The sequence below is a fragment of the Actinomadura sp. NPDC048955 genome, from assembly GCF_040649435.1.
GTDB lineage: Bacteria > Actinomycetota > Actinomycetes > Streptosporangiales > Streptosporangiaceae > Spirillospora > Spirillospora luteofluorescens.
The window spans coordinates 199375-221734 of the sequence record NZ_JBEZJI010000004.1; the positions used below are offsets into that span (position 1 = coordinate 199375).

General features: G+C 68.8%; 22 protein-coding genes. 9 read left to right on the forward strand and 13 right to left on the reverse strand.

What is annotated here, in order from left to right:
• Positions 1-36: 36 nt before the first annotated feature.
• Positions 37-192, forward strand: coding sequence for a TipAS antibiotic-recognition domain-containing protein (locus AB0C84_RS06260; RefSeq protein ID WP_361061998.1), 156 nt, complete (start codon positions 37-39; stop codon positions 190-192).
• 45 nt (positions 193-237) lie between these two features.
• Here the strand turns inward: AB0C84_RS06260 and AB0C84_RS06265 are convergent, their stop codons facing one another.
• Positions 238-924 carry a LysR family transcriptional regulator substrate-binding protein gene (locus AB0C84_RS06265; RefSeq protein WP_361061686.1) on the reverse strand — a complete coding sequence of 229 codons (687 nt, stop codon included), beginning with the start codon at positions 922-924 and terminating at the stop codon, positions 238-240.
• A 54-nt stretch (positions 925-978) separates the two neighbouring features.
• On the opposite strand from AB0C84_RS06265, the gene AB0C84_RS06270 reads away from it, so the two are divergent.
• Positions 979-1362 carry a DUF5997 family protein gene (locus AB0C84_RS06270; protein ID WP_361061689.1) on the forward strand — a complete coding sequence of 128 codons (384 nt, stop codon included), beginning with the start codon at positions 979-981 and terminating at the stop codon, positions 1360-1362.
• A 124-nt stretch (positions 1363-1486) separates the two neighbouring features.
• Complete coding sequence (locus AB0C84_RS06275) at positions 1487-2704, forward strand: NAD(P)/FAD-dependent oxidoreductase (protein ID WP_361061692.1); 1218 nt, start codon at positions 1487-1489, stop codon at positions 2702-2704.
• Positions 2705-2734: 30 nt separating this feature from the next.
• Here AB0C84_RS06275 and AB0C84_RS06280 read toward each other — a convergent pair whose 3' ends face one another.
• Positions 2735-3769: a hypothetical protein gene (locus AB0C84_RS06280; protein ID WP_361061695.1), complete on the reverse strand. Its 1035-nt coding sequence runs from the start codon at positions 3767-3769 to the stop codon at positions 2735-2737.
• Positions 3770-4109: 340 nt separating this feature from the next.
• Between AB0C84_RS06280 and AB0C84_RS06285 the strand changes: the two genes are divergently transcribed.
• Positions 4110-5111 (forward strand): RNA polymerase subunit sigma-70, encoded by a 1002-nt coding sequence (locus tag AB0C84_RS06285; RefSeq protein WP_361061698.1) that lies wholly within the window; start codon positions 4110-4112, stop codon positions 5109-5111.
• 203 nt (positions 5112-5314) lie between these two features.
• Here the strand turns inward: AB0C84_RS06285 and AB0C84_RS06290 are convergent, their stop codons facing one another.
• The 3 genes from AB0C84_RS06290 to AB0C84_RS06300 all read right to left on the reverse strand — a co-directional run bounded on the left by AB0C84_RS06290 (position 5315) and on the right by AB0C84_RS06300 (position 9236).
• Positions 5315-5875, reverse strand: a complete 561-nt coding sequence (locus AB0C84_RS06290) for a dihydrofolate reductase family protein (RefSeq protein ID WP_361061701.1) — start codon at positions 5873-5875, stop codon at positions 5315-5317.
• Positions 5876-6007: 132 nt separating this feature from the next.
• Entirely contained in the window at positions 6008-8455 is a 2448-nt protein-coding gene (locus tag AB0C84_RS06295; RefSeq protein ID WP_361061704.1) for an ABC transporter permease, read from the reverse strand.
• Positions 8442-9236, reverse strand: coding sequence for an ABC transporter ATP-binding protein (locus tag AB0C84_RS06300; RefSeq protein WP_361061707.1), 795 nt, complete (start codon positions 9234-9236; stop codon positions 8442-8444). Before AB0C84_RS06300 ends, AB0C84_RS06295 begins: the two co-directional genes overlap by 14 nt.
• Before the next feature lie 504 nt (positions 9237-9740).
• Between AB0C84_RS06300 and AB0C84_RS06305 the strand changes: the two genes are divergently transcribed.
• Both AB0C84_RS06305 and AB0C84_RS06310 read left to right on the forward strand, forming a co-directional pair.
• Positions 9741-9938, forward strand: coding sequence for a hypothetical protein (locus tag AB0C84_RS06305; protein WP_179844450.1), 198 nt, complete (start codon positions 9741-9743; stop codon positions 9936-9938).
• A gap of 409 nt (positions 9939-10347) precedes the next feature.
• A complete protein-coding gene (locus AB0C84_RS06310) occupies positions 10348-10803 on the forward strand; it encodes a MarR family winged helix-turn-helix transcriptional regulator (RefSeq protein WP_361061710.1) in 456 nt (151 codons plus the stop codon).
• 66 nt (positions 10804-10869) lie between these two features.
• On the opposite strand, the gene AB0C84_RS06315 is transcribed toward AB0C84_RS06310, so the two are convergent.
• Complete coding sequence (locus AB0C84_RS06315) at positions 10870-11439, reverse strand: TIGR03086 family metal-binding protein (protein WP_361061713.1); 570 nt, start codon at positions 11437-11439, stop codon at positions 10870-10872.
• 64 nt (positions 11440-11503) lie between these two features.
• Here AB0C84_RS06315 and AB0C84_RS06320 point away from each other — a divergent pair, with 64 nt between their 5' ends.
• Together AB0C84_RS06320 and AB0C84_RS06325 are read left to right on the forward strand one after the other, a co-directional pair.
• On the forward strand, positions 11504-12247 hold the full coding sequence (locus AB0C84_RS06320) for a helix-turn-helix domain-containing protein (protein WP_361061716.1): 744 nt from the start codon (positions 11504-11506) through the stop codon (positions 12245-12247).
• Between the two features lie 577 nt (positions 12248-12824).
• Entirely contained in the window at positions 12825-14306 is a 1482-nt protein-coding gene (locus AB0C84_RS06325; protein ID WP_361061719.1) for an acyl-CoA dehydrogenase family protein, read from the forward strand.
• Positions 14307-14523: 217 nt separating this feature from the next.
• Here AB0C84_RS06325 and AB0C84_RS06330 read toward each other — a convergent pair whose 3' ends face one another.
• The 7 genes from AB0C84_RS06330 to AB0C84_RS06360 all read right to left on the reverse strand — a co-directional run bounded on the left by AB0C84_RS06330 (position 14524) and on the right by AB0C84_RS06360 (position 21234).
• A complete protein-coding gene (locus tag AB0C84_RS06330; protein WP_361061722.1) occupies positions 14524-15108 on the reverse strand; it encodes a GAF domain-containing protein in 585 nt (194 codons plus the stop codon).
• 113 nt (positions 15109-15221) lie between these two features.
• Positions 15222-15803: an ATP/GTP-binding protein gene (locus AB0C84_RS06335; protein WP_361061725.1), complete on the reverse strand. Its 582-nt coding sequence runs from the start codon at positions 15801-15803 to the stop codon at positions 15222-15224.
• The gene (locus AB0C84_RS06340; RefSeq protein ID WP_361061728.1) at positions 15784-16149 is read right to left on the reverse strand and encodes a DUF742 domain-containing protein; all 366 of its coding nucleotides are present in this window, start codon (positions 16147-16149) and stop codon (positions 15784-15786) included. Before AB0C84_RS06340 ends, AB0C84_RS06335 begins: the two co-directional genes overlap by 20 nt.
• Positions 16146-16580, reverse strand: coding sequence for a roadblock/LC7 domain-containing protein (locus tag AB0C84_RS06345; protein ID WP_258945436.1), 435 nt, complete (start codon positions 16578-16580; stop codon positions 16146-16148). Before AB0C84_RS06345 ends, AB0C84_RS06340 begins: the two co-directional genes overlap by 4 nt.
• A gap of 27 nt (positions 16581-16607) precedes the next feature.
• Positions 16608-18350 carry an ATP-binding protein gene (locus tag AB0C84_RS06350; protein WP_361061731.1) on the reverse strand — a complete coding sequence of 581 codons (1743 nt, stop codon included), beginning with the start codon at positions 18348-18350 and terminating at the stop codon, positions 16608-16610.
• A gap of 1424 nt (positions 18351-19774) precedes the next feature.
• On the reverse strand, positions 19775-20398 hold the full coding sequence (locus tag AB0C84_RS06355; protein ID WP_361061734.1) for an anthrone oxygenase family protein: 624 nt from the start codon (positions 20396-20398) through the stop codon (positions 19775-19777).
• Positions 20395-21234 (reverse strand): NAD(P)H-binding protein, encoded by an 840-nt coding sequence (locus AB0C84_RS06360; protein ID WP_361061737.1) that lies wholly within the window; start codon positions 21232-21234, stop codon positions 20395-20397. Before AB0C84_RS06360 ends, AB0C84_RS06355 begins: the two co-directional genes overlap by 4 nt.
• Positions 21235-21365: 131 nt before the next feature.
• On the opposite strand from AB0C84_RS06360, the gene AB0C84_RS06365 reads away from it, so the two are divergent.
• Complete coding sequence (locus AB0C84_RS06365; RefSeq protein ID WP_361061740.1) at positions 21366-22298, forward strand: LysR family transcriptional regulator; 933 nt, start codon at positions 21366-21368, stop codon at positions 22296-22298.
• Positions 22299-22360 lie beyond the last annotated feature (62 nt).

The following is a 22360-nucleotide window of genomic DNA, read 5'->3' on the forward strand; positions in this document are numbered from 1 at the left end:
GAAGTGTTCTCCAACTTCTTCCCGCTCACGCGACAGATGCAGGTGTGTCTGGGAAGAATGTTCGAGTCCGACCCCGGCTTCTCCTCCCACTACGACGGAATCCGGGCCGGGCTGGCCTCCTGGTTCCGGCAAATCATCGACGAGTGCGCTCGCACTCACGGGATCGCCCCAGAGACGGCCACCTGGCAGTGACCCCGTAGCGTCGCGGAATCGCGCCCCGCGGATTGGGGCGTCTCTTCACGTCCGGCGGCGCTTTTGGCGGCGGGGCTGCTTAGGGGTGGAGCGCTGGCGCGGCGGCTTCTTGGTGGCGGGCTGCTGTTGGGCGTTGCGGCCGCGGGAGCTGTTGGGGGTGCGGCCGCGGACGATGCCGATCAGTTCCTCCATGAGGTCGGTCGTCACGACCTCGAGCCAGGCCAGGCCGATCTGGGATTGAGGAGCGTCGGTCACCGTGCGGTAGGTGAGGTCTCTGCGGTGGTGGAGGCGGGCCAAAGACTGCGGGAGCAGCAGGGTGCCGGTCCCCGACGCCACCAACTCGATCGCCTCGGCGGTGTGCTCGGGACGGGTGAAGGCGGGCTGCCCGGGGCGTTCGTCCCAGGTCAGGACCTCGTCGAGCGGCTCGAACACGTCCTCGTCGGCGAGATCGGCAAGCTCCACCTCCTCCGCCGCGGCCACCGCGTGGTCCTTGGGCACCACCACGACGGTCGTCTCCAGGTACAGCGGGATCACGTGGAGGGCCTCGCGGTCGACGGGCAGGCGCACGAACGCCGCGTCCACATCACCCTTGCGCAGCAGGGGGACGATATCGGCGGCGGGGACCTGCACCAGCCGAAGCGGCACGTCTCGCACCCGCTCGGCCCACACTCCAGCCCACTTCGCGGGCGTCACCCCAGGCACGTAGGCCAGCCGGAACTCACCTTCGGTCACTCCCTCAGCCTAGTCACGTCCGGGCAGCCCCCTTCCGCTGGCTACCCTTGAGCCATGAGCACGTCCAAGGCGAAGACCCCGCAGACCATGAAGTCCGCGACCGCGGCCAAGAAGCTGGGGATCCTGCTGTCGGCAGCGCCCACCGAGTTCCAGGAAGGCCCTGTCTCCCGGGACGAGTTGAACGCGCTCCAGGCCAACCCGCCCGCTTGGCTCACCGACCTTCGCCGCGAGGGCCCCCACCCCCGCCAGGTCGTCGCCACCAAGCTCCGTGTCTCCGCCTCAGGCCTGGCCCGCGGCGGCATCACGGGCCCCCTCACCACAGCCGAGATCGAGGACCTGAAGGCCGAAAACCCCGAGTGGCTGGAACGCGAGCAAGCCACCCGAGCCAAAGTCCGCGAAGAGGAACTCCGCCTCAAGCAGCAGCGCGCCAAGGCCTGACCCAGAACCACTACGGCCCGCTCGGCACGACGGGGGGTGACCGGGTAAGGGGCCACAGGATGGGCAGGAGGACCGTGAGGTCGAACCGCCCATCCGAGGGGCCGTTACGGAAAGTGGGGGTCTGGTGACTGGTTCCGTGGTGGTCGTCGGTGCCGGCCTGGCCGGGCTGGCGTGTGCGGTGAGGCTGCACGAGGCCGGGGTGCCGGTACAGGTGCTGGAGGCGTCCGACGGGGTCGGGGGCCGGACGCGGACCGACATCGTCGACGGATTCCGTCTCGACCGGGGGTTCCAGGTCTTCAATACGGCCTATCCCGAGGCCAGACGTGTCCTGGACATCCAGGCCCTGGACCTGAGGCCGTTCGCCTCCGGTCTGCTCGTCTTCCATCAGGGACGGCGTGAGCGCGTGATGCTCCCGTGGAAGCACCCCCGGCATGCGCTGAGCGGTGCCCTTGCCGATATCGGCTCCGTCCGCGACAAGGCCGCAGTGGCCGCGATGACCGCTCGCGACCTGACGTTCCCCACCTCGCGGATCCTGCACCAGGCCGACCGCGACACGGCCGCGGAGCTTCGCCACTGGGGCATTTCCGATCAGATGATCGAAAAGCTGCTGCGCCCGTTCCTGGCCGGAGTGCTGCTGGAACGGGAACTGGAGACGTCGAGCCGCTTCTTCCACCTGATCTGGCGGTCGTTCGCGCGCGGCACGATCGGCGTTCCCGCTCTCGGGATGGGACGGATGGCGGAGCAACTCGCGGCGCGGCTGCCGGACGGAGCGCTGTCGCTGGAGACCGCCGTGGAAGCGGTCACCGGTGAGGGGGTGCAGACCTCCGACGGGAAGACGTTCGAGGCCGATGCCGTCATCGTGGCGACCGACCCCGCCCAGGCCGCCGCCCTCGTCCCCGAGGTCGAGGCGCCCGTCATGCGGGACGTCACCACCTTCTACCACGCGGCGCCGAACTCCCCGCTGAAGGAGCCCCTGCAGATCCTGGACGCCGAGGGGATCATCACCGACACCCTCGTCCTCACCGACGCGGCGCCCGAGTACTCCGCCGACGGCCGCGCGCTCATCTCGACCTCCGTGCTCGGGATCGACGCCGACGAGGCGCGCGTGCGCGGGCGGCTGGACGAGATCTACGGTGACACCGCCGCGTGGGAGCTGATCGCCACTTATCCGATCAAAGGCGCTCTTCCGGCGATGCTTCCGCCACTGCGGCTGCGGCGCCCGGTGCGGATACGCAGGGGCCGCTACGTATGCGGCGACCACCGCGACACCGGCTCCATCCAAGGCGCCCTGGTCTCCGGCCGCCGCGCCGCCGAAGCCGCCCTGGCCGACCTGCCCGACTGAGCCGCGTGGCACCCGCCGCTGCGGCGTGCGTCACTGCTCTGCGGCGGGCATGGGTTTGCGGGGCTTCGGCGGCGTGCCGCGGACGGCCGCGTGGACGACCTCCGCGACGTCGTAGCCGAGGACGTTCGCCAAGTCGGTCACCCCCGGCGTGCTGAGGACCGCGTTCACCTCACCGGCTTCCAAGCCGCCTCGCCAGCGGGTGTCCTCCCGGGCCTTCTCGTCGTTCCAATACGCCCGGGCATGCCGCACGAAGTCCTCCGCCTCCGCACGCCCGGGACCGTCGAGCCGCCGGATGAACGTCTCAAGCTGCTCCTTCCCCACGTACGGGACGAAGGAGCTCCAATTGCCGCCGGTGTCGTGGATCCTCGTGTTGTCGGGCTCCGAGTCCAGCGGAAGGTGCAGGAAGCCGGCCAGCCGCTCCAGCGACCGTTCCGGGCGCGCTATGTAGTCCTCGTAGCGGACGACCATGTGCGGCAGACCGTACATGTTGACGGTGCGGAGGGCGTCCACGTACGTGTCCCGCCAGATGCCCGCGCCCCGCCACAGCGGCTCCCCCGTCCGGTTCCGGTAGCTGATCGCGAAGGCGATCGGGTTCCGGGCCGTGACGATCACTTTCACAGGTGCCCGGTCGGCCGGGTCGGCGAGCTGCTGCTCGATGGCCTGCCGGAGCCAGGCGACGTACTTGCTTCCGTCGACGACCACCGAAACGCCCAGCGACTGCGCGAAGCGCCGGTGCATGCCGGGGATGTCGTCGTACGACACCCGCTCCCGGAGCGCGTCCGTGAAGTGCCGGCACTCCTTGCCGAGCAGTGAGCAGGGCCCGCAGTCTCGACTGGCGTTCTTGTGGCTGTACTCGGGCATCTGCGTGTAGTTGTTCAGCTCGCCGACGTAGTGGGCGCCCCGGATCCGTGTGGTCATGTCGCGCCCGAGCAGTGTCGAGCCCGAGAACAGCGTTCCGACGACGAAGACCGAGGTCGGCGCGCGGTCCTGCCCGTCGCGGAGCCTGGACCGGAGGTTCGCGAGCCGGCCAGGCTGAACGGGGGTCCCTTGCTTCTCAGCGTCCATGTTCACGCTCACGGGAAAGATGAGTACCAGCCGGCCGGAACGAGATGACCGTGCAGAGCATTCTGCCCGCTACCGCCGCCCATGACGAGCGGCCGGGCCACCGCCCTGCCCAACGTGAGCCCGGCGCCGCCGTTGCTTCGTCCGCCTGTTTTTTCGCCAGTACTGTGGGGACCTCACCTCGACAACGAGGGTGTGCGCGACCCGAACACGTCCCCTGGATCGTTCCCCACCCGCCCCTCATGACGAGCGGCCCGGTGCCGGCGACTTCACCGATCAGTAATCCTTCGCCACGTCGTCAGTTCTGGTAGCCCCTCGCCACCCGCGGAAGGATTGACGACCAATGACCGACGCCAGCCTGCTAGGCGCCGACAAGGCCGCGTTCATCGCGGCGGCCCGCTCACATGACACGGCACAGTTCGCGCACATCACGGAGCGCTACCGGCGTGAGCTGCAGGTGCACTGCTACCGGATGCTCGCGAACTACGAGGACGCCCAGGACATGACGCAGGAAACGTTCCTGCGGGCGTGGAACAAGCGGGAGACCTTCAAGGGTCACGCTGCGCTGCGGACCTGGCTGTACCGGATCGCGACGAACGCCTGCCTCGACTTCCTGGAGAAGCGCAACGACCGCACACCCGTGCCTGCCGATCTGCCGGACGCGGGCTCGGAAGTCCGCTACCTGCAGCCCTACCCGGACCGGATGCTCCCGGAGGACCCGCAGGAAGCGGTGGTGGCACGGGAGACGATCGAGCTGGCGTTCATCGTCGCCGTCCAGCACCTGCCGCCGCGGCAGCGGGCGGTGTTCATCCTGCGCGACGTCCTCGGCTGGCCGGCGTCGAAGGCCGCGGACGCCCTCGAACTGACCGTCGCATCGGTGACCAGCGCACTGCAGCGGGCGCGCGTGACGATGCGCGAGCAGCTGTCCGACCGCCGCCTCGACTGGCGGAGCCCCGCGACGCACGAGCTGTCGAATGACGAGCGCGGCGTGGTGAAGTCGTACATCGACGCCCATGAGCGCAACGACCTCGACGGGCTGACGGCCCTGCTGCGCGACGACCTGCGCTTCGCGATGCTGCCGGACACCTTGATCGTCACGGCCGAGGACGCGGTGGACGGCTGGGTCTCCGGCGGGCTCTTCCAGCGCGGCCGCGACGACTGGCGCTGCGTCGCCACGACGGTCAACCGCATGCCTGCCGCCGTGCTGTACCTCCGCACCCCCGGCGACACGGAATACCGTCTGTTCAACATCGCGGTCCTGCACATCGTCGACGGGAAGATCGCCGAGCTCACCGGATTCGACGCCACCGACAAACCGTGGCTGAGCCTGCCCGCGACGCTGTGACCAGGCAAGTCCCTACTGCCGACGAGTTCAGCGCACGGGCCGGCGTCACCGAAGTCACCGCGACCAGCTGAACACCTGCGCGGCAATGCGAACACGGCCGCCCCGCCGGCGTCGTCGGCGGGGCGTCTGCCTGCCCGAAGACCACCGTCACGATCAAGGACGACGTCGTCCGCCCTACGAGCCGAGCATTCGGCCCGTGCTCATCACCTCGTCTCGTATCGGGTCAGGAGTACGCCGTCGGGGAACGTCCGGGTCTCGACCAGGTTCAGGTTCACCCAGTCGTCCAGCGCGGTGAAGAACGGTTTGCCGCCGCCCAGCAGGACCGGGTGGGTGACCAGCACGTACTCGTCGATCAGCCCGGCCCGCATCGCGGTCGCGGCGAGTGTGGCGCCGCTGATGTCCATGAGGCCTCCGTCCTCGTTCTTGAGCCGGGTGATCTCGGTGACCGCGTCGCCGGTGACCAGGCGGGCGTTCCAGCCGACCTTGTCGATCGTGGAGGAGAACACCACCTTCGGCATGTCCCGCCAGCGGCGAGCGAACTCGATCTGCGCCGGGGTGGCGCCGGGCTGCTGATCGGCGGTCGGCCAGTGGGAACTCATCGTCTCCCACAACCTGCGCCCGTACAGCGCCAGGTCCGTCGCCCCCACCCGGTCGGACCACCACTGGAACCACTCGTCACTCGGCACGCCCCAACCGAGATCGTCACCCGGCGCGGCGACGTAGCCGTCCAGGCTCAGGTTCATGCCGTAGGTCAGTTTCCGCATCGTGCCAGCCTTCCGGGAGTCGATCTCACACCTAAAGACGGGCGCGGCGCGCAAAGCTAATCGGTGCGCGACCTGCGTCCGCAGACGGTCCTCGCGTTCCGCACGGTCCGCCCTTCCTGGCCACTGGCGCGTTTACTCGCTTGTGGGCACGGCCTCGAAGCGTGCGAGGGTGCGCCAGCCGGCGACGATGGCAGCGAGTGCGGCTGTCGCGGTGCACAGCGTGACGATCTGCAAGAGATCGGCCCAGGGCAATGCCAGAGGTGGATGGTCGATGACGCGGCTCAGCGTGACGTGCTGCAGTCCGAGCACCGACCCCGCGGAGAGGATCGAGACCAGGGTGCCGACCGCCACGGCCAGCACCGCCTCGCTGACGACGATGCCGACGATCTGCCGGTGGGTGGCGCCGGTGAGGCTGAGGGCGCCCATCTCTCGCCGTCGCGCAGAGACGCTCGTCACGAGGGTGTTGACGAGGGCCAGGAGGGCGTAAGCCATCACGATGCCCAGGATGACGACGTTCGCGAGATGCGAGTCCTCCTTCTCGGCCTGGCTCGCTTGGGCCACGTACGTCGAGACGGGCTCGATCCGCACGCCTGCCTCGCGCAGTTCTCTCAGCTGCGGTGTCGCGCTCTTGCCGGGGACGGTGCGGAGGAACGCTGTGCCAGGCGGCATGCTTCCCGGGAGCTCGCTGGGCACGTAGGCCGCACCACCCCCGAGCACTGAGTCGACAACGGCGGCGACGTGCACGGGAACGCGACGACCGTTGCCGGCCCGCGCCACGAGGGGCTGGCCGATCCGCAGGTCGGCGGAGGCGGCGAGGTCGCGGCCGACCACGATGGCACCGGCGGGTAGCGCGTCGAGCGAGCCTTGCCGCACACGTGGCGTCACCACGTCGCCGAGAGCGCTGAGGTCGACGCCTCGCGCGTCGACCGCGTCGAGAACCGTGCCGTCCTTCGTGGCCAGGGTGACGACCTCGTCGATCACTTCGACGCTCCGGATGCCGCCGGCGTGGCGCAGGGCGGAGACGGCTGGAAGATTGAAGGTTCCGCCGAGGTCCGGAGTGGCGACGAAGTCGGCCTGGATCGAGGCAGTGCGCTCGCGGGCGGCAGCGTCACGGCCGGAATTCTGCATGCCGATCATCCCGCCGAACATGCCGACGGCGAGGACGACCGGCGTCACGATGGCAGCCACCCTGCGTCCGCCATTGAGGGTGCTCTGCCGCAGCACCAGCGCGAGCGCGCCGAAGCGCATCAGCGGCCAGGTCACGACCCGTGCCACAGGGCGCACCAGCACTGGCGAAAGAATCGCGAGACCCGCCGCGCAAAGGACGGGCACCTCGAAATAGGTTCCCGGATTCGCGGCGCTCAACGGGCTGATCACGGCGAACACGAGCGCGACAGTGATGGCGACGACCAGGATCAGGCCGCCGAGTATCCACCGCACCGGAGACATCACGCGGGGCGAGGCCATCGTCTCCCGCAGGGCGTCGAGCGGCTGGGCGCGAGACGCGCGCCATGAGGCGGCGGCGGAGCCGAGCACCGCCGCTCCGATGCCGACCAGGAACGCGATCACCAACGCCGCGGGGTGAAAACCGACGTGGAACCACTCCGGAGCCAGGTGGTTCGCCACCATCCAGGACCGCAGCAGCAGGCTGGCGGGGATCCCGAGCAGGCACCCCAGCAGTGCCGCGGCGGCGCCGACCACCACGGTCTCCGCACGGACCATCCTTCGGATCCGCGCGGGCGAGGCGCCCACCAGACTCAGCAGCGCCAGTTCGCGCGACCGCTGCTCGACGACGAAGGCGAACGTCGCGATCAGGACGAACACCACGACCAGGACCGACAGCCCGGTGGTCATCTGCACCACGGACCGGGCTCTGCCGAGACCGCCGACGGCGGCCGGATCCGCCACCCGCCGCAGGTCACCGGCGAGTACTCCGGCAGTCTCGCCGGACACACGAGCGCGAACCGCGGACGCCGGCGCCTGGACGGCCACCGCATTCACAGCCGGGGACAGGCGAGCGGCCTCCGCGTCAGTGAAGAAGACCGCGTCCTCGAACGACCTGCGTTCGGCCGCGCCGACGACGGTGTACCACGCCGTTCCCAGCGGTGTCGCCACCCTGACCCGTTCGCCCAGGTGAGCGGATCCGGTGCCGTCGGCCGCCACGACGATCTGGTGGTCATCGATCGGCCGATGCCCGGAGAGCAGCTTGTAGGAGGCAAGGGACGACGAGGACCATCCGTGGCCCACGGCCTCGGTCCCGGTCGGGCTTCGAACCGCGAAGCTGCGATCCACCACGGACGGGCCGGCGCGCTGTGCCCGATTCACGGTCTCGCGGGGCAGGCCTGCCGGTGCCGGCAACGGCGTCCCGAAACCGTCGACCGGGACGACGACGCTCTCAGCCGCCGCGAAACGCTGTGGCCCTGGTGAGGGTGTACTCGTGGTCGCCACCAGGACATGGATGCTGGCGGCCGTGATCAGCGTCCCGACCGCCAGGGCCACGAACGCTCCCACGAAGCTCGACCAGCGCTGTCGCACGCTGGCCAGTCCCAGCTCCCAGGTCAGCCGGTCAATCCCGCGCACAGATGGCTCCCACCGCGTCGGAACGGGTCGGCTCGTGCCCACCCTGACCATCAGCCCATCGACCGGACTCCAGCAGCGTCATGCGCGCGGCGATCTTCTCCGCGCTCGCACCGGCCAGCTCGCCGGCGAGACGTCCATCGGCGAGGAACGCCACCCGCTGGGCGTGCGCCGCGGCCACGGGGTCGTGCGTCACCATGATCACGGCCGTTCCGCTCTGCGCCACGGTGTCGCGCAGCAGGCGGAGGACCTCCCGCGACGAGCGGATGTCCAGAGCGCCGGTGGGCTCGTCCGCGAACAGCACCCGAGGCCGGGCGACCAGCGCACGCGCGACCGCCACCCGCTGCTGCTGACCGCCTGAAAGCTGTGTCGGCAGGTGGTGGGCGCGGTCGGCGAGTCCCACACGGTCCAGTGACCGTGCCACCTGGTCCGGGTCGGGTACGCGGCCCGCCAGCCGCACCGGCAGCTCCACGTTCTGCTTCGCCGTCAGCGTCGGGATCAGATTGAACGCCTGGAAGACGAAGCCGGTGTGGTCACGCCGCAGCTCGGTCAAGGTCCGCCGCGGCAGCCGCGACGGATCCTGGCCGGCCAACCACACCTGGCCCTCGTCCACACGGTCCAACCCGGCGGCACAGTGCAGCAACGTCGACTTGCCGGAGCCCGACGGCCCCATGATCGCGGTGAACGTCCCAGGCCCGAAGTCGAGCGATACGCCGTCCAGGGCAGCCACCTCGGCCTGACCGGCCCCGTAGCGGCGAACCACGTTGTCCAGCCGCACCACCACTGGGAGGGCGTCCACCGGGGCCGGGCCGCCGCGATTCCGGCGTCTTCCTACAAGGCGCACTGCATCTCATTTCTGCCGCGTCGTGGGTGTCGCTCCTCGAACTCGACATGCCGGCGAGCTCGCGAACCGCGTGTCTCAACTCTTGAGGTCGGTGACACGCCTCGCCATTAGGGAGCACCCCGAACGATCCCCGATCTTCTCGGCCGTCCTTCTAAGGGTTCTCCCGCAACAGCCGGACGCGTGGTGCCCGTCCACGACCCCCGTGGCGACGCCGCCGCAGCCAGCGTGGGTGTAGCTGTGGGAGCGATATGGCTGGACGCTGGGCGATGTCTGCGGGAGGGTTGTGCACGGTCGGGGCGTCGGGAGACCGCCCGGTGGGCGGAGCTTCGTCGAGAACACAACGGCCTGGTGACATGACACACCAGGCCCGACTTGCTTAACTATGGACGATCTTGTCGTTACTGTCGTACCCCAGGGTCGGCGAAGCGGTCACCGGAGGTAGCGATGAGGTCCGGACGGTGGATGCTCGTCGCCTGGCTGGTCATAGGAGCGCTCGCCGCGGGACAGCGCCACTACTACACCCAGTTCGACGGCAGCTGCGCCAGAATTGCCACGATCGGAATCACATTGGCCTCCGGTCCGCTCAACTACATCGGTCTCAACCCCACCGCCAACTGCAAGGTCCCCCAGCCGAGCAAATGACAGGCCGGGCTCAACGACCGCGTCATCGTGAGGCCCTCTGACGACAGCTTGAGCTTCCCCCCAGATGCGCGGACACTCTGCTGTTCCCCCGGTTTGCGGGAAGCCTATTCTCGGATGGTTCCCGACCGTCCAATCGGAATTCGAGCCCGCCCTACTCCCAGAGCGCCGCCGTTTCAGCGGCCACGGGTCGTCGCCAGAGGCGTGTTCGCCGGGCTGGCGGTGCTGGCCAGCGCGGTAGACGTCCACTTGGCCCGAACCGCCGCCGGGACCTTCCCCCGAGTGGCGCGGAGCCGACTGCCTTTTTCTCGCGCTCCGTGGGCGGCGGGTGTTGGACGAGGCCGGTCTTGCCCTCAAGTGTGCTTGAGGTTTTACGGTGCTCACATCAGCCGACATTCAGGGGGACCCGAACATGACCATCCAGCACATCTCCGCCGCGCAGCCCGCCGCTTACTGGACCGGGCTGGCCTACGAGTCCCTCATCTCGTTCATCCGGGCCCAACTGGCCGAGATCGGCTTCACCCAGCCCCAGTTCTGGCTGCTGCGCAACCTGTCGAAGAACGACATCTCACCCGACGGCCACGGCATGACCATCCCCGAACTCCAGCAGGCCATGAGCTCGTACATCAGACCGGAAGACGACCTGAAGGCAGAGGCGGAGGTCCTGCTGGAGCGCGGCTGGATCACGCGCGACGCCGACGGACGGCTGTGGATCACCGAGCCGGGGGACAGGGCCCGTGCCGACGTCAAGGAGCACGCGCCGGCGATCGGGGCCCGCATCCACCAGGACATCGATGACGCCGACTACGTCACCACCCTGAAGGTGCTCAAGCAGCTGATCCACAACACCGGCGGCACCCCGGCCTAGCTGCAGAGGCATAGACCGGGAGCCTGCGGGTCTTCAGCAGGTGGGACCGACATCACCGGCCAGGGGCTATGTCCAGGCGGGATCACGGCCGGTCAGGCCGAGGATGCGGTCCAAGGCGGGTGCGTCGGCCGGCACCGCGACCTGCGGTCCGTACATGCCCATCTCCCGCCCCTGCTCCACGTTGGCGAACACCGTGTCGTGCAGGTGCGTCAGCAGGTCGGCGGGCAGATCCAGCCGCTGCCCGGTCGCGACCGCCAGGTCCCAGGCGTGCATGGCCAGCTCGCCGACGATCATGTCGCCCAGGACGGGCGCGGGCAGCGTGTGCGGCGTGCCCATGCTCGTCTCGCCCTCCCAGGCGCTCGGCGGCGCCCACGACGAGGTGATGTCGTCCAGCAGGTCGAGCAGGCGGCCGCGCCAGTCGCCGGCCGCCAGGTCCACCTCGGACTCGGCGGCCGCCGGCTGCGGAACGGACTCCTTGCGGCCGCCGCCGGCGAGCGACGGCCCCCAGAACAGGAGGTGGTTGACCAGTGCCCGCACGTCGTACTCCGTGCACGGAGTCTTGTCGGCGAGCTGGGCGTCGGTGATGGTGCGGACGACTGCGGCCATGGCCTCGGCGGCGTCGGACAGATGTGACATGGCGGCGACGCTAGGGGACCCGGGCCGGAGGGGTATTGGACAAAGGCGACATACACTCTGCCGTGTGGAGCGGGACGTTCGTGAGCTGCGCGGTGCGTGGACCAGGCATCAACGCCACGCGTTCCACGACCCGTCGCCGGCGCTCGCGCCATGGGTGGAGCGGTACTGGGAGGCTCGCTGGGACTACGCCGAGCCCTACCGGCAGAAGATCGTGCCGTACCCGAACGTGCACCTGTCGCTCGGCGGCGGCCGCGCGGACGTCAACGGCGTGTGCAGCGGCTACCAGATCAAGGTCCTCGAGGGCCGCGACCAGGTCTTCGGCGTCGCGTTCCGGCCGGGCTGCTTCCGCCCGTTCCTCGGCGCCTCCGTCTCGACGATCACCGACCGCGTCGTCCCGGCGACCGAGGTGTTCGGCCCGGACCTGCCCACGACGCTCGACGTGCCGACCGTGGAGGCGTTCCTGCTGGAACACCTGCCGGACGACGACCCCCGGGTGCGCCAGGCGGTGGCCGCGGTCGAGCTGATCGCCAGGGACAAGGCCGTGACCAGGGTCGAGCACCTCGCCGGCGAGCTCGGGCTGAGCATGCGGGGGTTGCAACGGCTTTTCGCGGAGTACGTCGGCATCGGGCCCAAGTGGGTGATCCGCCGCTATCGCCTGCATGAGGTGACCGCACGCATGGCCGCCGGCGGGGCGATCGACTGGGCCGCGCTGGCGGCCGACCTCGGCTACGTCGACCAGGGCCACTTCATCCGCGACTTCAAGGGCATGTTCGGCGAGCAACCGACCTGGTACGCGAGGCGGTATTAGGAGTCCGGGGCCTGTCCGGACCGGCCGTAACGTCATCACCCCTGGGATCCCGGCCGGGCCGACCGCGCAGAGTTCTCGCCGGGCGTTGACGACCCCTGGTTCACCTGCGTGAAGCCCAATAAAGGACTCGACAAAGCCAGTCCAACCCCGAAACTCCGCAGGACCATATCGCGCTGAAAAGGGCTCCGTGTAACCTTGATCAACACCGCGGTCGGTTCGAGTGTGGAATCCGTCCGCGGTATGGCGCCGTGGTACTCAAGTCCGGGTGTATCTCCGCATCCGGGCTGGAACCACGTCTCGTGATTGCGCTGTGGTCAGGTCATGGTCCGAGGAGGGCGAGCTCTGCTGATCCGCGAGTCTGTGCAGGTCACACAGGTGTGAATGATTAACGCGCCCACTGCGGTAAGCATGATGTTCCTTGCACTCCTTGATCGACCGAATGACCATGACATATGCCCAAGATCCCGGTGATTCGGAAGGTGGTCCATGGCCTGTCACAGCGGATGAAAAGAACATCGGCGCGCCCTTGACCGCCGGATCCTGGCAGCTTCCCCCCTTGCCCCTGGCAGGACGACCCGTGAGAGCGGACACCATGACGAATGATGTACTGCCGACGAATCATCTGCTGGCTCTGTCGACGGACGAGTTCATCGCCGGCTTCGACGCGGTCGCGTCCAAGTTCGACTCGGCGACCTTCCCGCAGCAGATCCTTCCGCCCGACAGTTGGGCGCTCCTTGTCAGGGCCGGCGTCCGGCTTCCGACTCTGCCCAAGCAGTACGGGGGGCGAGACAGCAGCGTCGAGATGTGTCGGATCGTCGAGACGGCCTCTGAATGGAACGTGGCACTCGGTGTCTACGTGATAGTCAACACGGCACTTGCGCTTCTCCCGGTGGTGAAGTGGGCCGGTGAAGAAGCCAAGCAGGAGATGCTGCCGCTGTTCGCCGGCGGCGATCCCCTGATGGCCGGGCTCGCCGCCACCGAGCCGGGCGCCGGCTCCGCCCTCTCCGTCATGACGACCACATTCGAGGAGTGCGAGGGAGGCTACCGGATCCGCGGCCGCAAGCACTGGCAGGCGCTCAGCTCCTCCGCAGACTGGTGGCTGGTCCTTGCGAAGAACGCCCACCGTCACGAGTACGGCTACTTCGTCGTCAGGCGGAGCGAGGGGTTCCGCACCGTCGAACTGTACGAGGCGCTCGGCCTGAAGTTGCTGGACTACGGGGTCAACGACATCGATGTGACCGTCCCTCGGCACCGGCGAATCGATGCCGAGGAGACGGGCCTGAACTCGGTGGACGTTTTCCTGGCGTCGCGAGCGCTGCTGGCGGCGGCGGGGGCCGGCTTCCTGCGCCGCATCAGCCGGGAGGCGCACGCGTACGCGGAGGGCCGCCAGATCGGGCGGAAGTCGCAGTCCAGGATCGGGTTCGTGAAGTACAGGCTCGCGGCCATCGACACTTCCTCCACCATCTGCGAGGCGCTCAGCCATTACCTGCAGACGAGAGTGGACTTCAAGAGCGACCTGGCTCCGGCGTTTCCGGCCGTGCAGGCTCTCAAAACCGTCGCGACCGAGCGGATGATCAGCGCGGCCCAGCATTATCAGCAGCTGACCGGCGCTGAGGGATACCGCTGCGGGTCTCCCACCAACATCGCCGGTCAGGCGTTCCTGGACACACGGGTCTTCAGTATTTTCGACGGCAACAACGACATGCTCAGCCAGCAACTGACCGCGCACTGCCTGACCCGGCGGTCCGGTCGGCCTCTCAGCGGGTTCCTGGCCGACTGGCCGCTCACAGCGCCCGCCGTCGCAGCGCTCCAGGAGGACCTGGGGTTCCTCGATCAGCGCTTGGGCCAGGCGCAGCAGGTCCTCGCCGGCCGCGCGATCGCCTACCTGATCGCGGTCGCCCAAGTCCTGAAATGGGCTGAGGAGACCGCCGCAGATCCGGCACGGGTCCGGCCCGCCATCGAGTTCCTCAGGAATGACATCGTCGGTGTCGCCGCGGAATTCCGGCTGCTGGCCACCGGAATACTCGACGCCTACGGGCCGAAGAGTCGGGTCTCGTGATCCGCGGCCGCGGACGGGCCCGGCGACCGAGGCCCGGCGACCGAGACCCGGCCACGGTGATCCCCCGGACCCCCTCACCGCCCGACGCCACCGTCGGCGCGCGAGGTTGCCGGGCGGCTTGAGCCCTGACGGTCTCATCGCCGAGTAGGTCCGGAGAGCGGCGCCGGGATCGCCCCCGGTCCGTTTCTCCGGACCTCTCACCGGACCCGCCGGGCGGCTAGCCCGGCAGGCCCTCGCGGCGGTGTATCAGGTCCGCGAGGTCGACCGCCCGGCGCTTCAGGAGATCCAGCCCGGCCCTGCCCCACGGGCGCGGTTCGCTGTCCACGACGCAGATCGTGCCGAGAACCGTGCCCGTGCGGTCGGTCAGCGGAGCTCCGGCGTAGCTGCGCACCATGAGCTTGTCGACGATCGGATTGCCCGCGAAACGCGGATAATCAAGGACATCGTCCAGAATCAGGGCCTTGCGCCGGACGACGACATGCGGGCAGTAGCCGGCGTCGAGGGGCACTCGCGCCCCGAGGACGCCACCCACGAGTTCGGCGGCTGCCGGTGGCGTGTAGACGCCGCAGATGAACTGATCGTCGCCGACGAGGTTCACGAAGGCCACCGGTGTGCCGGGAAGCCCGACGAGCTCCTGCGCTTCCATCGCGACTCTGCGGGCGAAATCATCGAATTCGCCCTCCCGTGCCTGCCCCAGGCCGAGTTCCCGGAGGCGCTTCACGCGCTGGGCCGCTTCACGATCGGGCGGCATCAAGGGACGGGCCGAGAACGCCCCGGCCTGGTCATTGGATGAATATGTCACGGAGGCCTCCATTTATGACCGACTGCGAAGATGGGCACGCTGATTTAGCGGATTGCGGACCGAGAACGAAGTGGCGGCACCGAATTAAGCGTTTTCCATGTGTTGGAGTTCTGTCAGGCAGGGACTGCGGGGGCGCCTGTGAGGAGATGCCGGATCAGGGCCTGCAGCGCGGAAATGGCGGAGGTGTGGTCCCGTGCGTCGCACAGCACGATCGGTACGCGCGGGTCGAGTTTGAGAGCGGCCCGCAGTTCTTCGGATCCGTAGCGGAACGCGCTGTCGAACTCGTTGACCGCGACGAGGAACCGGGTCCCCCGGCTCTCGAAGAAGTCGACCGCCTCGAAGCAGTCCTCCAGACGGCGGGTGTCGGCGAGCACGATGGCGCCCAACGCTCCGGCGCTCAGTTCGTCCCACATGAACCAGAACCGCCGCTGCCCCGGCGTCCCGAACAGATAGAGGACGATCCCGTGCTGTTCGATCGTGATCCTGCCGAAATCGAGCGCCACGGTGGTGGTGGTCTTGTGCTCGACCCCGCCGAGATCGTCGATGCCGACGCTGGCCGAGGTGATGAGCTCCTCGGTGCTCAGCGGCTCGATCTCGCTCACCGCACCGACGAACGTCGTCTTCCCCACACCGAAACCGCCCGCTATGAGGATCTTGACCTGAGTGGGGAGCGCCTCAGACTCGTTGTAGGCCATCGAGCAGTTTCTCCAAAAGGGCTCGGTCGGTGGGATCGGCCGCGGTTCGCGGCGCGTGTGCGGTCATCACCTGGCTGTCCACCAGATCGGAGATGAGGACTTTGGTGACCACCACGGGGAGCCGCAGATGTGCCGCGACCTCGGCGACCGGGGTCGGCTTGCGGCACAGCTCGAGCGCTTTGGCATGCTCTGGATCCATGGCCGGGGGATGCCCGTCGGCCGCCACCACCAAGGACAGCATGTCCAGGTCGACGGTCGGGTGGGTGCGGCCGGCCGTCACCGCGTACGGGCGTACCAGCAGCCCGGCGGCTTCGTCGAGCCAGAGCTCATCGTCGCCGGTCGTCAAAACGCGCGGCTTCGGTCGCTCGTCGCGGCCGTCGACCGTGCCGCGGTGTCCAGGAAGGGGCGGACGGCCTTGATCAGCCGGGCCATCTCAAAACCCACGACGGCCGGGTCGGCCTCCGCCCGGGCGAGCACCGCGAGCACGGAGTTGTAACCGGCCCAGGAGATGTACAACTGGCTGGACTTCAGTTCCGCGACGACCTGCCGCACCTCATTGCTGTCGTCGAACTTCGTTCCGGCACTACGTGCTATGGAGAAGAGCCCCGAGGCGAGCGCGGCGAGATGTTCTGCGCTGGCGCGGTCAAAGCCGTCGGCGGCTTTCATCATTCCGTCGGACGACAGCAGCACGCTGCCGCGAATGACCGGAACCTGTTCGCCGAGCCCCCGCAACAGCCAAGCAAGATCTCGACCCTGGTTCGGGGAGGCAACACTCAACGGAAACTCCTTGTCGTGTACTTATCGTCAGTTCGCATTGTCGGGATCACCGGCGGAGTCGTTGTATTCCTGGGCGCCGCTGTCCAGACCCTTCTTGAATGCGGCCATGAAACCGGGATTGTATTCGACTTCTTGATCATCTCGCGGGGGAGCGGGCGCATTGAGCAGTTCGGGCACCAGGCTGGTCTGGGCCTGGCGTTGCGGCAATGGCGGCCGCTCGCCGGCGCCGCCCGGAAAGCCCGGCCCCGTTCCGGAGTCCGGCGCGGTTCCGTGGCCCGTCATGGCCGCCGGGGCGCCGGACGCGGGCAGGGGAGGGAGCCGGTGCCGGGAATCCTCAGCCGCCGAGGGCGCCGGCAGGGAGGCGCCGAGCGGATCACGTTCATCCAGCGGCAGACCCTGACGGGTCTCGACGCCCTGCCTGGAGCCGGAAACGCGCGCCGGTAGTGGGGACGAGAGGCTCGCGTCGGGTCGTGCCCCGGCGGCCACCGGTTCCGCCGGGGGCCTCGCCTCCGCCTCCTCCGCCTCCTCCGCTTCGCGGCCGTCCAGTTCCTGCGGAACGACGACGATGGCCTGGGTGCCGCCGTAGACATTGCCCTGGAGCTGGACGCGGACCTTGTGGCGGCGAGCGAGCGCGGATACCACCAGTAGTCCGATCCGCCCGTCCTTCAGCAGTTCCTCAGTGTCGGCCCGATCGGGATCGGCGAGCAGCTCGTTCAGCCGCCGCTGGTCTTCCCGCGGGATGCCCAGGCCGCGGTCCTCGACCTCGACGGCCATGCCCGCGGCAACCCTCTCGAAGCGAATGAGCACCTGCGTCTGCGGCGGCGAGAACTTGGTGGCGTTCTCGATGAGCTCGGCCAGTAGATGGACGACGTCCGCGACCGCGCCGCCGTCCAGGCTCCCCTCGACCGGAGGCACCACCTTGACTCGGTTGTAGTGCTCCACCTCGGCGATGGCCGAGCGCAGCACCTCGTACACCGTCACCGGCTTGGTCCACCGGCGGCGCGAAGCAGCTCCGCCGATCACGGCGAGGCTCTCGGCCTGTCGACGCATGCGGGTGCTGAGATGGTCGACTCTGAACAACCCCTTGAGAAGGTCTGGGTCCTCGACCTGGTTCTCCAGCTCGTCGAGGCCCTGGATGGCCCGATGCGACAGCGACTGCATCCGCCGGGCCAGGTTGACGAAGACCGCGACCCGGTGACCGCTTTCACCGGCCGCATCGCGGCTTGCGGCGCCGACCACGGCGTTCCAGGCCGCGCTCTGCGCCTTCCGCAGCTCGTGCACGAGCTGCAGATAGGAGTCGGCGTTGACGGGGGGCGGGAAGTCCTCGCTGATCGGGGCGGCCGTCCCGCCGGCGCGGAGCCCCTCGGCCAGCCGCTGCAGGTCCCGCCGCCCCTCAAGGATCAGGAATCCGAGCTCGCCGAGCCGCCGCTGCATGTTCTCCTGACCCTGGAGGGCCGACTCGGACAGCCGCCGCTGCATCTGGCGGGTCGCCGAGTCCGCCGCCACGAAGGCGGCTCCGAGGGTGATCACCGCCCCGGCCGTCGCCATGATCAGCACCAGCCGCGCACCCTGGGTCACGACGGTGCCGTCGTACACGACCGCCACGGCGGCGAACCCGAGAAAACCCATAATCACTGCGGGGAGCACGGAAATGGACAGGTGAAGCGCTCGTATTTTGTTCTGTCGATGCGTACCATGGGCTACTGACCTGCGGGCTCGCCGGACATTCTGTTGCTCGGCACCGGTGGTGGATTGGAAGAAATCAGGCATCGGCATCCTCGGTGCGTCGACAGCAGTTCGCGACATTGGTTAATGCGGACTCTCGTATGGGCACAACCCGTAGCTAGGCTGTCACAACCCCCCAAGGTGGAAGCGCGGATTGCCGAGATTGCCAGGATCGGTGCCCCCGATTAGGGGTATTTGTCCCCATAAGTCCACTTTTGTGACGGATGTCGACCTGTCGGCAGAGCGAGCGCATCATGGTCCGCGCCGGCGTGGCGACCGTAGAGACGGCGGCTTGACCGGGTGGGTGCTGGGCGTGGAGGGGTCCGGCGGGATCCGGTGCAAGAACGCCGACGCTTAGATGTCGAGCACCACAAGTCTCCCCAAGAGCTGCGCATTCGCTCCAGGGCGACAACGGCCTCCCTTCACGAGTTGATCGACTGCGCGGCGCTGTGCGTCCAACCGGCCGACCTCGCTCTGACCTGGCCGATCTGGAGATCACCGACGATCGCTCGGCCACGCGTGAACAGCTCCGCTCGGCATGGGACGGATACCGGAGCAACGTGCGGCCCGACTGCCGGACGGAGCCCTGTCACTGGCGACCGCCGTGCGAGCTGTCACCGCTGAGGGGTTGCGGCCCGCCGACGGGGAGACGTTCGGGGCCGATGTCGTGATCGTGGCGACCGAACCCGTCCGGGCCGCCGCCCTCGTCCCGAGATCGAGGCGTCCGTCATGGCCCAGCGGGAAGGTCTCCCTTCGGGGCGGCGCCTGACAGCCGACCCCCAGCCGCTCCGCCGGGAAAGGAACCCCCATGCCATCAGCAGCGTCGGCGTTCGTCCAGATCCTCATCCTGATCGGAGTGGCCGCCGTCATCTTCTCGGCAGGAACGGTCTTCTTCAAGTACACCGCCAGGCGGCGCCAAGAAAGGTGACGCTCTGACCCGCGCCATCGCCCTGCGGTCCCGGCACTTCCGGCGGTTGTTCGATGGCGCCCTCTTAGGTCGGCAATCGGCTAGTAGCGGCGGCGAAGTGCGGCATCGATTCGAGTCTTGAAGGAGAAACTGGGACACCGTTTCTCTGTAAGTGGGAAAAATGGCTCGGCTCAGGCTGCCAGCGTCCGTCTTAACTGCGCCAGCGGGTCGTCTCCCTCCCCAAATTGACTCCTCTTCACGCCGCCAGTAGCGGGGGCATTCCCTGCTACTACCGCCCCGCTCAAGCCTCCGGTCATGCCCTCGTCAGTTCGCAGAGGTGGCCGTTGCCAGCCCGGGGCGTGCCCGCGAGCCGACGGAGTCACTGGCTCGGCCGCCCATCGAACTCCCCCGTGCGAGGGGTCGACTTTCATTCCTATGCTCGCGGTCGGCGGCGACGCCCCGGACGAGCCCGCGGTTGCGGCACGGGCCCGCCGGCACGGGCCCAGCGGGCCCGTGCCGGCGGAGTGAGCGGCGAGGCGGTGCAGGTGCGGGGTGAGCGGAATCAGCGATGGAGGGTGTGGTGCGCACCATGGTGGACGGGGCGCGGGTGGTGGGGGGCGGCAGGGACGATTGCACCGTTGTTGTGCGTCGAAGGCACCGCTGACGCGTTCGTGCCCGGGCCTTCGTTGAGGCGGTGTGCGCCGTACACGACCAGGGCCCAGGCCAGGCAGGCGAACGCGGCGGTGTGCAGGAGCGCTCGGACGGTGTTCCCGATGACCCACCTGTTCTCGAATTGGTCGCGCACGGTGCCCAGGTGGTCGATGTGCTGGGGATCGCCGGCCTTGGCGAGCTGGTCGTTGAGGGGGACGTTGACTCCGCTGGTGACCATGAAGGCGATCAGATAGAGCGCGAGCGCGGCGATGAGCCAGGGCATGGCCGGCCGGCCGTGGCCGCGCCAGGCCAGGAACACCGCCAGCGCGATCAGGGGGATGGATCCCATGAAGGGCAGCATGAAAGCGGGGTTGAGGATCGCCTTGTTGATGCCCTGCATGGCCTCGATGAGCGTTCGGTCGGAGGATCGGTTCAGGCCGGGCATGACGGCGTAGGCGAAGCCGGTGAACAGCCCGGCCATGAGCCCGGTGGAGATGAGGGCGGCCAGCATGGTCGCGGTCTGCAGGATCTTCATATCGCGTCCTTGGAGGTCCAGATGCCGGTGGCGGCGGTGTCGTTGGCGTAGTCGGAGAAGTCGCGGGCCGGGCGGCCCAAGACCTGCTGGACACCGTCGCCCAGGTGAGCGTTGCGGCCGTCCAGGACAGTGGTGAACAGGTAGGTCAGCAGGCCGGTGACCTCGTCCGGGACACCTTCGGCCGCCAGCGCGCGAGCGTAGGTGTCGACGGGGACGGGCACGTAGGCGATGTCGCGGCCGGCCGCTTGGCCGATGGCGGCGACGGCTTCTGCGAAGGTGAGCAGCCGCGGTCCGGTCAGTTCGTATGTACGGCCGCCGTGCCCGTCCTCGGTGAGGACCGACGCGGCGACGTCGGCGATGTCGCCGGCGTCGACGAACGGTTCGCGCACCTCACCCGCTGGCAGCACCACCTCGCCGCTCACCACCGGGTCGAGGAGGTAGCTCTCGCTGAAGTTCTGGGCGAACCAGCTAGCGCGCAACACCGTCCAGTCGGCGCCCGAAGCGGCAAGCGTCCGTTCGCAGGCGAGCGCCTCGTCCTCGCCGCGCCCCGACAGCAGCACCAGACGCCCCGCGCCCGACTCCACCGCGAGCTCGGCGAACGCGCCGATCGTCTCTGGCGCACCGGGGGCGGCCAGGTCCGGATAGTAGGCGACGTATACCGCGTGCACACCGTCGAGCGCGGGCGCCCACGTCGCACGGTCCGCCCAGTCGAAGGGCACCCCGCCCGATCGCGAGCCGATCCGGACCCGGAGGCCGCGTCCGGTCAGCCGCTGGACGACGCGTCGTCCGGTCTTGCCGGTCCCGCCCAGGACAAGGGTCAGATCACGGGAAGTCACAGGGGCTCTCCTCAGTTCCGAAGCGGTGGCCGTGCCGTTCTGGCCACACCACAACCATCGGGCGCGCAGGAATCGTCAACAACAGCCGATCATGCAAGGATCGTTAACCTGGGGGTTGACGGTTGGAGGGCATGGTGGAGCAGCGCGAGATCGAAATCTTCCTGACGGTCGGCGAGGAGCTGCACTTCGGCCGCAGCGCCGAGAGGCTGCGGGTCTCGGTCGCGATGGTCAGCAAGACGATCAAGAAGCTGGAGCGGGCGGTCGGTGCCGCGCTGTTCGACCGGACCAGCCGCCGGGTGGCGCTGACCCCGATCGGCCGGCGGCTCTACGACGACCTGCGGCCCGCCTACCAGCAGATCCTCGACGGCATCGAACGAGCGGTCGCCGCCGGCCGGGGCGTCGACGGGCTCCTGCGCGTCGGCTTCATCGGCACCGCCACCGCCCAGTTCGTCCTCCACGTCGTGGAGTCCTTCCACGCCCGGCACCCGGCCTGCCAGGTGCAGATCGAGGAGACCCGGTACACCGACGGCTTCGCCCCGCTGCTCGGCGACGCCGTCGACCTCATGCTCACAGCGGCCCGGGCCCCGGGGCCCGACCTCAGCGAAGGCCCGATTCTCTTCCACGAGCCGCCGATGCTGGCCGTCTCGGCCAGGCATCCCTTTGCCCGCCGTTCCTCGGTCTCCATCGAGGACCTCTCTCGCGACAAGGTCCTGCGCCCGCGCGGCGTCCCCGCCGAACTGGACGCCCTCACCACCCCGACCGCCACCCCCACGGGCAAGCCCATCGAGCGGGGCACGGAGTTCGGGACCATCCAGGAACTGCTCGCCCTGGTCGGCGCGGGCCGCGGTATCTTCCCGGTCCCCACGCACGCGAGCCTGTACGACGGACGCCCGGACGTCGCCTACGTACCCATACGCGACGGCCTTCCATTCGAATGGCGGCTGACCTGGCGCACGTCCGCGGAGACCAACCGCATCCGCGCCTTCTGCCAAGCCGCCCGCGACTTCGTCGCCGCCAACGCCAACCCGCTTCTAAGCCCGGTCGCGGGCTCCGCCACATCCTGAAGCGGCCGTTGCCTCACCGACATCAAGCTCGATCGGCTCCTGCGCTGCCCGACGCATGTTGA